Here is a 10,605-nt window from a genome sequence, read left to right as displayed (position 1 = left end):
ATCGGTTCTCGACTGGCATCCGATCCGTTCCGAGCATTCTGCCGCGCGAACGGGGCGTGGGCAGACATCCTCCCCACACCCCGTTCCGTGGCCGTAACGCTGCCATTACAGCGCTCTTTTGGCCATGGTCGTGACTGGCCTAGAAGCGTTGGTTCAGGAGGTCTTGACCTTGATCGAGCCGTCCTTGATGCCCGCCTCGGCCTTCGTGAGGGCGGCCTGGAGGGTGGCGTTGTCCTTGAAGGTCGGGTTGGAGTCGGCCAGGCCGACACCGCCGTTGCTCAGCGAGCCGCGGATCTCGCCGCTGAGCGGCTTCTTGTCCTTGATGACGGACTTGGAGAGGTCGTAGACCGCGCCCGCGACGTTCTTCAGGGCCGAGGTGAGGATGTACGGCTTGTACTTGGCCAGCGCGGCCTGGTTGTACTGGTCGGAGTCGACGCCGATCGCCCACACCTTGTGCGCGGCGGCCGACTTGATGACGCCCTGGCCGGAGAGACCCGCGGCCGCGTAGACCACGTCGGCGCCGGCCTCGATCTGGCCGTCGGCCGCGGCCTCGCCCTTGTCGGGGCTGGAGAAGCCACCCTGGGCGGCGGTCTGGGTCAGGTACTGCGCCTTGACCGTGACGCCCTTCTTGGTGTCCTTGACGCCCTGCTCGAAGCCCGCCTCGAACTTGTGGATCAGGGGCACGTCCACGCCGCCGATGAAGCCGACGGTGTTCGACTTCGTGGTCAGCGCGGCGGTGACGCCGGCCAGGTAGGAGGACTGCTCCTCGTGGAAGACCATGTCGGCGACGTTGGCGGCCGTGATGGTGTTGTCGTCGATGATGCCGAAGGTGATCTTCGGGAACTTCGCGGCGGCTTCCTTGACGGCGGGGGCGTAGGCGAAGCCGACACCGATCACCGGGTTGTAGCCGGACCTGGCGAGGGTCTCCAGGCGCTGCACCTTGTCGGCGTCGGACTCGTTGTCCTGCGGCTCGACGTCACGGCCGCTGACACCGAAGTCCTTCTCGGCCTTCACCAGACCCGCGTAGGCCGCGTCGTTGAAGGACTGGTCGCCCTTGCCGCCGACGTCGTAGGCAAGGCCAATTCCCTTGGACGTGCCGGAGCTGGAGCTGCTGGAGCTGGACTCGCTGGACGAGCTGCCGCAGGCGGAGACGGTTACTGCAAGAGCTGCGGTTGCAACGCCTGCAACCGCGATTCGGGACACCCGGCGCATGGAACGAGACTCCTTCGTGCAAGCGCCCAAACCAGGCGCTGGTTCCGCCGCAGCGTAACGCGCGTAGACCAGACGGAAAACCCCATCTGTCCGGTCCGTTATAGAGCTGTGGCCACAGATGGTGGCCAGCGTACGGACAGCCTGGCGCCCCTTGCGGGAGGCAAGGGGCGCCAGGCTGCAACGATGCACGGAGGGCCTAGTCATAGGGCCTGGTTGCAGGCCTACGGGTGATCCTCGTCGTGACGGGTCGTACTACTTCGTGTTGACCGTGATCTTGCCGGAGATGATGTCCGCCTTCGCCTTGTCCACCGCGGCGACGGCGGCCGTCATGGCCTTGTACTTCGGGTTGGTGTCGGAGAAGCCGACACCGTCGTTGTCGAGGCCGTAGCGGACCACGCCGGTCTTGGGCTTGCCCTCGTAGACCGACTTCACGAGGTCGTAGACCGCGCCGCCGACGTTCTTCAGCGCCGAGCCGAGGATGGCGTCCTTGTACTTGGCGAGCGCCGCCTGCTCGTACTGGTCGGAGTCCACGCCGATGGCCCAGATGCCCTTGGCGGAGGCCTCGGAGATGACGCCCTGGCCGGAGAGACCGGCGGCGGCGTAGATGACGTCCGCGCCCGCGTCGATCTGGCCGCTCGCCGCGTCCTTGCCCTTGTCGGGGCTGGAGAAGCCGCCCTGGGCCGCGGTCTGCGTCAGGTACTGCGACTCGATCTTGATGCTCGGGTTGACGGACTTGGCGCCCTGGTCGAAACCGGCCTCAAACTTGTGGATGAGGGGGACGTCCACGCCGCCGATGAAGCCGATGTGGTTCTTCTTGGTCGCCTTGGCCGCGGCGACGCCCGCGAGGTAGGAGGACTGCTCCTCGTGGAAGACGAGGTCGGCCACGTTGGCGGCCTTGTCCTGCTCGTCGTCGATGATGCCGAACGTGATGTTCGGGAACTTCGCGGCGGCCTCCTTGACGGCCGGCGCGTAGGCGAAGCCGACACCGATCACCGGGTTGTAGCCGGCCGTGGCGAGGCTCTCCAGGCGCTGCACCTTGTCCGCGTCGGACTCGTTGTCCTGCGGCTCGATGTCGCGGCCGGTGAGGTTGAACTCCTTCTCGGCCTTCTGGAAACCGGCGTAGGCCGCGTCGTTGAAGGACTGGTCGCCCTTGCCGCCGACGTCGTAGGCGAGGCCGATGCCCTTGCCGGTGTACTTGCCGGACGAGGACGACGCGGTGTCGGTGGCCTTGTCGGCATCCTTGCTGGAGCTACCGCAGGCGGTGGCCGCGAGGGCGATGACCGTGACGGCCACCGCAGCTTGGGAGAACTTCGTCCTCCGAGTTGTCTGACGCACAGCAAGCACTCCTTCGTCCCCACGGCACCGTAACCGGACCGCTTCCCCAAGCCGCCGCCACTGTGGCGATTTCCGCGCACAGTAACGCGCGTAGACGAGGAGGGGAACGGGGTTTCTCCGTGCCGTTACCGGATCGTGCCGCCACCGCGTTACGTTCGCGCGCCGGTGGTTACACCCGGGTGACACAAGGGGACGTAGGGGTACCGAACGGGCACCCCCACGGCCGCCTGTTCCAAGAAGGCCGGCTCAGAGCGCGGCGTCGATCAGCGCGGCGGCGGTGAACAGCTCCACGCCGACCGTGATCGCGGACTCGTCGGCGTCGAAGTCGCCCTGGTGGAGGTCGCGCACGGTCCGCTCCCCGGGGGTCCGCACGCCGAGCCGGGCCATGGCGCCGGGCACGTGCTCCAGATACCAGGAGAAGTCCTCGCCGCCGAGGCTCTGCTCGGTGTCCTCGACGGAGAGCGGGCCCCGGCGCGCGACCATGGCGTCCCGCAGCAGCTCGGTGACGAGCGCGTCGTTGACGACGGGCGGCACCCCGCGCACGTACTCGATCGCGGACTTGGCCCGGTACAGCCCGGCGACCTCGTCGATCGCCGCATGCACGATGTCGGGCGCCTGCCGCCAGGCGTCGAGATCGAGACACCGTACGGTGCCCGAGAGTTCGGCGTGCTGCGGGATGACGTTCGGCGCGTGGCCGGACTCGATCCGCCCCCAGGTCACGGAGACCCCGCTGCGCGCGTCCATCCGGCGGGAGACGAGCGCGGGCACGTCGGTGGCGACCCGGGCGGCGGCGGTCACCAGGTCGGTGGTGAGGTGCGGGCGGGCGGTGTGCCCGCCGGGGCCGTCGAGGGAGACCTCCAGCCGGTCGCAGGCGGAGGTGATGGGGCCGACCCGCAGCCCGATCCGCCCGCTGTCGACCTTGGGGTCGCAGTGCACGGCGATGATCCGCCCCACCCCGTCCAGCACCCCGCACTCGATGGCGTCGGCGGCGCCGCCGGGCAGGATCTCCTCGGCGGGCTGGAAGAGCAGCCGTACCGCCCGCGGCAGCAGTCCCTGCTCGTGCAGCCGGGCGAGCACGAGGCCGGCGCCGAGCACCGCGGTGGTGTGCACGTCGTGGCCGCAGGCGTGGGCGCGGTCGGGCACGGTGGAGCGGTACGCGCAGTCACTCTTCGTGTCCGGGATGGGCAGGGCGTCGATGTCGGCGCGCAGCGCGAGCATGGGTACGGCCGCGTCACGCGGGCCGATGTCACAGACGAGCCCGGTCCCCATGGCGAGGACGCGCGGCTGGAGACCGGCCTGCTCCAGCCGGGCCCTGAGCGCGGCGGTGGTCCGGAACTCCTGGTTGCCCAGCTCGGGGTGCATGTGCAAGTCGCGCCGGAACGCGACGAGTTCGGCACGCAGGTCCTCCGGCAGGGTGCCCGGAAGCACATTCCCGACGGACTCGACCTCGGACTCTGCCTCGGACTCTGCTGACATCAATTGCTTCACCCTCTGAAGGGTAGGGCGCCCGGGTGGTCAACTGACCCTCGATCAACAAAAGTTCAACCCGTTAGTCGAAGAAAATCTGACCGCCGGCCGCATAGCTGCCTGCTGGGATGGGTACGCTTTCCGCTTCTTCTGGGATACCACGCCTCACCACAGCACAGCTCGAACCGTCCGTATCGCGGAATCCTCACCGTCACGCGAGGTCACGGCTACGCAGCGTGTCCTTGGTAAGGTCCGCCGACGTGACCGACCCGAACGCGGCTGTGACCGCGGACTTCATAGAGGCCACCCGCTCCTCCTACGACGCGATCGCCCCCGCGTACAGCGCCGAGCACCCCGACGGACTGGGCGAGGGGCCCCTCGAAACCGCCCTGCTGACCGCCTTCGCCGAACTCGTCCGTACGGCGGGGGCCAAGGCCCCGGTGGCCGACGTCGGCAGCGGCCCCGGCTATGTGACCGCCCGCCTGAACGCCCTCGGGGTCCAGGCCTTCGGCATCGACCTCTCCCCGCACATGGTGGCCCTGGCCCGCGAGGCGCACCCCCGACTCCGGTTCCAGGTCGGCTCGATGACGTCCCTGGACGTACCGGACGAGACCCTCGGCGGCATCCTCGCCCTCTACTCGACGATCCACATCCCGGACGCCGACCTGCCCGGCGTCCTCACCGAGTTCCACCGGGCCCTGCGGCCGGGCGGCCAGGTCCTGCTCGCGTTCCAGGCCTCGGAGGGCGAACACATCCACATGACCGAGCGCTACGGCCTGGACATCGCGCTCGACTACTACTTCCGCACCCCGGCCCAGATCGCCGCGCACCTCATGGCGGCGGGCCTGACCCTCGCCGCGCAGGCCCGCGTGGAACCCACGGGCCAGCAGAGATGGGGCCGCGCCTTCACCCTGGCTCACAAGCCTTTCGCTTCCGAATGAGCGGTGGCGGTGAGGAGCAGGGGTGAGCGCACCCCGAGCCGGGCGGCGCAGTCGGCGACGGTCGCGGCCAGCCAGCCGATCGCGTCGCAGGACCACTCGGCGAGTTCACCGCGCAGGGTCATGCCGTGCAGGGGCGGTCCGTTCCAGAAGCGGTCGTGGAAGAGCGGCGGGAGGGCAGCGCCCCGCTCGGTGACGTCGTGGTCCCCACAGGTGAAGATGTCCTGGTCCAACTCCGCGATGTGGTCGGCGAGTTGACGCGCGACGGCCGGGATCACCGGATCGCGTCCGCTGTTGACGCGGACCTCCACTGGGGTCCTGGCCGCCGGGTCGCGCTCGCCGAACCACTCGGTGGTGAGCAGGGACGGTACGAGGGCGTAGGCCGGCCGGGTGCCGGGATCGATCCCCTGCACCGGCAGCAGCACCTGCACGGCGGAGAGCCGGACGGTGCCGATCCGTGCGGTCACGTCCTGGGCGCAGCGGAGGAACGGCTGGACGGGGAGCGGCCGTTCGGCCGTCACCGCACTGGTCTCTGCCTGGAACCAGGAGACGAGTCCCGCGTCGGACGCGGCCCCGGGGTGGGTCCAGCCTGCGTCGTTCATGGCCCAGAGCCCCGGGCCGCCGACCGGGCTCTCCTCGCCGGTGCGCCCCGAGATCCGGATCCCCCGGTCGTCCAGCCAGCCCATGGCGAGCGAGTGCCGGTGGAACAGTTGATACGCGTCGTGCTCGGAGTCGGGGTCGTGCCAGGCGTGCGGGGCGAGTTCGCCGTACAGGGCGGCGAACAGGGTGCCGGCGGTGGGAGTGGCCGTAGGCGCGATTCCTGGTTGCGGTTGCACGCCTTCAGCGTGCCAGGCCGCCCCCTCCGGCCGGGCTACGCCACCGTCACCGCCGACAACCGGTGTACGTCCCGCGCCGTCCCCGTGACCCCCGACAGGAACCCCTGCGCCCGGGGCGAGGCGTTCTCCGTGAGCCAGGCGGGGTCGATGTCGCACACCGCGACCCGGACCTCCGTGCCGACCAGGGCCAGCGGCAGGGTGTGCACGACGGTCGAGGGGAAGCTGAGGATCGTACGGCCGATGGGGCCGCGGCGGGCGATCAGCTCCAGGGGAAGGTCCGGGCGGACGATCTCCAGGCCCGTCTCGACCGCCAGCCGGTGGAGTTTCTCCGTGGATTCGCGGCGGTGGGCGAAGTAGCGGGTCGCGCCATGGGTCTTGGCGAGGGTGGCGACCGCCTCCAGGTAGCGGTCGTTGTCGACCACTCCCGTCTCCACCAGGGACGTGCCGACCATGTCGGCGCCCTTGGTGATGCGGGGCGGGCCGAAGGTGGCGCGGGTCCAGGCGAAGGCGTTGGCCGTGATCGTGACGCCCTCCGGGGTCGTCTCGATCGGCATCGAGGAGAAGATCTCCACCTGGCGGCGGCCGCTCGGGGTCAGCCGGCGGCGGGCCGCCGAGGAGACCGGGGCGAAGATCAGGTCGCGCGGGCCGGGGCGGCCGCCCTTGCGGTGCCAGCGCACCAGGCGTTCGCCGCTGGCGAGTTGGGCGACGAACTCCATCGTGGCCGTTCCGTCGTCCACCACTACCAGGTCGCGTGCCTTGGTGATCGTCAGCAGCAGTTGTACGTAGCGGGAGAAGGGGTCGCCCATGACGATCCGGTCCGCCTTGCGCAGCAGCCTGGTGAGGCCGCCGATGGTCTGGAAGGGGGCCATGGGTCCGCCCCGTGCCTCCTCCCAGCGCACGGTGTGGCCCTCGTCGCGGGCGAGGTCGGCCATGCGGCGCAACTGGCCGCGGGTCATCGGGTCGGTCGGGGACAGGACCACGAGGGTGAGCCCCCCGCCGGGCACGCCGGACGCCTCCTCGGCTCGGGGCGCACGCAGGTACGCCCACTCCAGCACGTTCAGAAGCTGTACCGGACTCTCCACGAACGCGAGAGTGTGGGGGGTGAGACCGGCTTCGCCGGCGTGGGGGCTCATTGTCGTACGACCGTCCCGTGACCGTAAGTGACTCTGCCGCTTAATGGTTCAGACTCAGACCGAGACCGGCTCGCCCGCGGCCGCGGCGATCTCGGCCTCGGCGACGACGCCGTTGACGCGGCGCAGCTTCTTCATCGGGCCGAGCTCCGACTCGTAGACCTTCTTGACGCCGTCGCCGAGGGAGGCCTCGATGGTGCGGATGTCGCGGACGAGGCGGGTCAGGCCCTGCGGCTCGACGGAGGCGGCCTGGTCCGAGCCCCACATGGCGCGGTCGAGGGTGATGTGACGCTCGACGAAGGTGGCGCCCAGGGCGACCGCGGCGAGGGTGGTCTGGAGGCCCGTCTCGTGACCGGAGTAGCCGATCGGCACGTTCGGGTACTCGGCCTGGAGGGTGTTGATGACGCGGAGGTTGAGCTCGTCGGCCACCGCCGGGTAGGTCGAAGTGGCGTGGCACATCAGGATGTTGTCGCTGCCGAGGACCTCGACCGCGTGGCGGATCTGCTTCGGCGTCGACATGCCGGTGGAGAGGATGACCGTACGGCCGGTGGCGCGCAGCGAGCGCAGCAGCTCGTCGTCCGTGAGGGAGGCGGAAGCGACCTTGTGGGCGGGGACGTCGAACTTCTCCAGGAAGGCGACGGCCTCGGTGTCCCACGGGGAGGCGAACCAGTCGATGTTCTTGCTCTTGGCGTACTCGTCGATCTGGCGGTACTCGTCCTCACCGAACTCCACGCGGTGGCGGTAGTCGATGTAGGTCATGCGGCCCCAGGGGGTGTCGCGCTCGATGTCCCACTGGTCGCGCGGGGTGCAGATCTCCGGGGTGCGCTTCTGGAACTTGACGGCGTCGCAGCCGGCCTCGGCGGCGGCGTCGATCAGCTTGAACGCGTTCTCCAGCTCACCGTTGTGGTTGATGCCGATCTCGCCGACGACGTAGACGGGGTGGCCGGGTCCTGCGGTCTTCGAACCGAACTGGCGCAGACGGGAGTTGATGCTCATGACAGCGGGTTTCCTTACTTGGTGAGGGAGTCGAGAGAGGGGCCGAGGATCCAGCTGGCGATCTCTCGGACAGCGCCGTCGCCACCGGGCACGGTGGTGACCGCGCGTGCGGCGCCGCGTACGACGTCGTGGGCGCTCGCGACCGCCACGGGCCAGCCCACGAGGGCGAAGCACGGGAGGTCGTTGACGTCGTTGCCGACGTAGAGCACGCGCTCCGGCGCGATGCCCTGCTCCTCGCACCACTGCTTGAGTGCGAGGTCCTTCCGGTCGATGCCGTGCAGGACCGGGAGCTGGAGCTTCCGGGCCCGGGCGGCGACGACCGGGTTCTGCTCCGAGGACAGGATGAGCATCTTCAGGCCGCTCTTGCGCAGCGCCGCGATGCCGAGCCCGTCTCCGCGGTGCACGGAGACGAACTCCCGTCCGTCGGAATCGATCAGCACCCTGTCGTCGGTCTGGGTGCCGTCGAAGTCGAGTACGACCGCGTCGATGTCGTCGGCGGTCGGGAGCGAACCGGGGCGGTCCGCGTCGAAGAGGGGGGCCAACGCCCGTGCCCTGGCCAGCTCGTGGGGATCGTCGATCTCCAACACCCGGGCGGGGTCGGTCCGTACGAGTTCCGTGCGGCCGAAGAAGCGGTGGCCGACCTTGCGGAAGCCGGCCGCGTCCATGCCGTAGACGGCGCCGGTCTCCAGGAAGTCCTGGGGGCGGTCCTGGCGGCGCGGGCGGAAGGACTTGTCGTGGTTGACACCGTAACCGCCGCTGGTGACAGGGGGGTTGGCGACCTTCGTGGCGCCCCCGACCTGATTGGTGGCGGTCGGCTCGACGACCGTCGTCGCCTCGTCGTCCGCGTCGCGCCACACGAAGCCGTGGAAGGGGGCGACGGTGTGCGCGGTGTCGGCGCCGTTCGCGACGATCGCGTCGACGATGCCGTCGACGTCCTCGCGGACGATGAAGGGGCTGGTGCACTGTACGAGCAGGACCACGTCGACGGACGCGCCGTGCAGGGCCTCGTGGGCGTCCATGGCGTGCAGGACGGCGGCCTCGGAGGTCGCCGTGTCGCCGGCGATGGCGGCGGGGCGCAGCACGACCTCGGCGCCGGCCTGGCGGGCGGCGGCGGCGATGGCCTGGTCGTCGGTGGAGACGACCACGTCCGTCACCAGGCGGGAGGCGCGGCACTCGCGGACGGCGCGGGCCACCAGCGGGACGCCGCCGACGGGGGCGAGGTTCTTGGCGGGGACGCCCTTGGAGCCGCCGCGTGCGGGGATCACCGCGAGCACCCGGCGCACCGAAGCGCCTTGGCCCGCTTGCGGGTTGGACATGGGCTCTACTCCTTGAGCGGGAATCCTGACGTTCACAGCTCCCCCATCCGGCGGATGACGGGCGCCACGCGCTGCACTCCGTGGCGGTAGGCGCCGCGCGCGGCTCGGCGCACGATCTGCCGGACGGGTCCGGGCGCCTTGTCCGCGGCCGGGGCGCCGGGCAGCGGGGTGCCGTCGGGGCCGAGGTGGTGGCGGGCGAGGATGCCGGGCAGATAGCCGGGGGCGGTCTCGGGCGTGTAGTACGGCTTCAGGGCGGGCATGTCGCCGCCGGCCAGCAGCTTGGTGATGCGCTCGCGGGCCGGGTCGAAGGCCGTGTCGTACGATCCGTCGGCGAGGACTCCCTGCCGGGCCACCCACTCCGCGTCCGGCGTCGGCTTGTACCCGGCGTCGAGCTGGTCCCAGGAGGCGAGGCACCCGGAGCCCACGAAGTGGTGGTTGCCGAGGCCCTCGCGGATGCCGAGGTCGGTCAGCACGACGGTGGGGATACGGCGGTGCAGGGACTCCAGGGCGGCCGTCGAGCTGATGGTCACCAGGAGGTCGGTGCGGTCGAGGACTTCGCCCATGTGCCCGTACACCAGGCGGAAGTTGGCGGGCAGGTCCTTGCCCTGGACCAGCTTCTGGTAGGGCAACTCCTCGATGTGCGTGGTGTGTTCGCCGGGCTTGGAGCGCAGCTTGAGCAGCACCTCGCGGTTCGGGTGGAAACGGGCGTGCTGGATCGCCCTGTTGAGCAGGTAGTCGCGGTCCTTGCGGTTGTCCGGCACCGAGGGCTGCACCGCGAAAACCACCGTGTAGGGGTCGTTCTCACCGGTGTAGGCGTCCCCGCCGAGGAACGGCAGGGCGACCTCGGTCACCGCCGAGGAGTCGGCGCCGACCCCGTCGTATACCGCGCGGAAACGGTCCGCGTCCTGGCGGGAGTTGGCGAGCACGAGGTCCGCGCCGTGCCGCAGCAGCAGACCGTCGGTGAGCTTCTCGTAGACGACGCCGACATAGCCGGTGACGACGACGGGCCGCTCGGTGCGCCCGTCCCAGGCGCGGGCCAGGCCGTGCAGCATCGCCTGGACCCCGCCGCCGACGAGGGAGAGGACGAGCAGGTCGTACTGGTCTTCGGGGCCCCTCTCCATGGCGCGCAGGAACTCGACGGCGGTCACCTCGCGGAGGGAGTCGGCGGTGACGCCGACTTCCTTCAGCTGGCGGGCTGTTGGGGTGGCACGACCTCGCAGGAGGTACCCGTCCAAAGAGATGTCCGAATTCGCCGGAGCAATACGGTTCGCGGTGAGCGAACCCCATTTCCACCGAGTGTCGGAATCCGCGAGGACGGCTACTCGCAGGGTCTGCGTTGCACTTGCTGGCACACCGAAGACGCTAGGAAGCCATT

9 protein-coding genes are annotated in these 10,605 nt (G+C 70.0%); 1 reads left to right on the top strand and 8 read right to left on the bottom strand.

Annotated features, from left to right (window positions below; translation table 11 throughout):
- Positions 1–153 precede the first annotated feature (153 nt).
- From ACIRRY_RS42005 to ACIRRY_RS41995, 3 genes are all read right to left on the bottom strand, one after another.
- Positions 154–1,212: a BMP family protein gene (locus ACIRRY_RS42005; RefSeq protein ID WP_403983934.1), complete on the bottom strand. Its 1,059-nt coding sequence runs from the start codon at positions 1,210–1,212 to the stop codon at positions 154–156.
- A 252-nt stretch (positions 1,213–1,464) separates the two neighbouring features.
- Complete coding sequence (locus tag ACIRRY_RS42000) at positions 1,465–2,505, bottom strand: BMP family protein (RefSeq protein WP_403984084.1); 1,041 nt, start codon at positions 2,503–2,505, stop codon at positions 1,465–1,467.
- A 288-nt stretch (positions 2,506–2,793) separates the two neighbouring features.
- Positions 2,794–4,023, bottom strand: coding sequence for an amidohydrolase (locus ACIRRY_RS41995; protein ID WP_403983932.1), 1,230 nt, complete (start codon positions 4,021–4,023; stop codon positions 2,794–2,796).
- A gap of 251 nt (positions 4,024–4,274) precedes the next feature.
- Here ACIRRY_RS41995 and ACIRRY_RS41990 point away from each other — a divergent pair, with 251 nt between their 5' ends.
- Positions 4,275–4,955, top strand: coding sequence for a class I SAM-dependent methyltransferase (locus ACIRRY_RS41990; RefSeq protein WP_403983930.1), 681 nt, complete (start codon positions 4,275–4,277; stop codon positions 4,953–4,955).
- On the opposite strand, the gene ACIRRY_RS41985 is transcribed toward ACIRRY_RS41990, so the two are convergent.
- From ACIRRY_RS41985 to ACIRRY_RS41965, 5 genes are read right to left on the bottom strand one after another with little or no spacing between them, the layout of a single operon-like run.
- Positions 4,931–5,788: a hypothetical protein gene (locus ACIRRY_RS41985; protein WP_403983928.1), complete on the bottom strand. Its 858-nt coding sequence runs from the start codon at positions 5,786–5,788 to the stop codon at positions 4,931–4,933. The two genes, ACIRRY_RS41990 and ACIRRY_RS41985, sit on opposite strands and share 25 nt — an antisense overlap.
- Before the next feature lie 35 nt (positions 5,789–5,823).
- Complete coding sequence (locus ACIRRY_RS41980) at positions 5,824–6,921, bottom strand: hypothetical protein (RefSeq protein WP_403983926.1); 1,098 nt, start codon at positions 6,919–6,921, stop codon at positions 5,824–5,826.
- Between the two features lie 54 nt (positions 6,922–6,975).
- Positions 6,976–7,914: an N-acetylneuraminate synthase family protein gene (locus ACIRRY_RS41975; RefSeq protein ID WP_403983924.1), complete on the bottom strand. Its 939-nt coding sequence runs from the start codon at positions 7,912–7,914 to the stop codon at positions 6,976–6,978.
- 14 nt (positions 7,915–7,928) lie between these two features.
- A complete protein-coding gene (locus ACIRRY_RS41970) occupies positions 7,929–9,230 on the bottom strand; it encodes a cytidylyltransferase domain-containing protein (protein ID WP_403983922.1) in 1,302 nt (433 codons plus the stop codon).
- Positions 9,231–9,262: 32 nt separating this feature from the next.
- Positions 9,263–10,582, bottom strand: a complete 1,320-nt coding sequence (locus ACIRRY_RS41965) for a DUF6716 putative glycosyltransferase (RefSeq protein ID WP_403983920.1) — start codon at positions 10,580–10,582, stop codon at positions 9,263–9,265.
- Positions 10,583–10,605 lie beyond the last annotated feature (23 nt).

This window comes from Streptomyces sp. NPDC101776, assembly GCF_044766845.1.
Taxonomy (GTDB): domain Bacteria; phylum Actinomycetota; class Actinomycetes; order Streptomycetales; family Streptomycetaceae; genus Streptomyces.
This window is presented reverse-complemented; position numbering and strand designations above follow the sequence as displayed.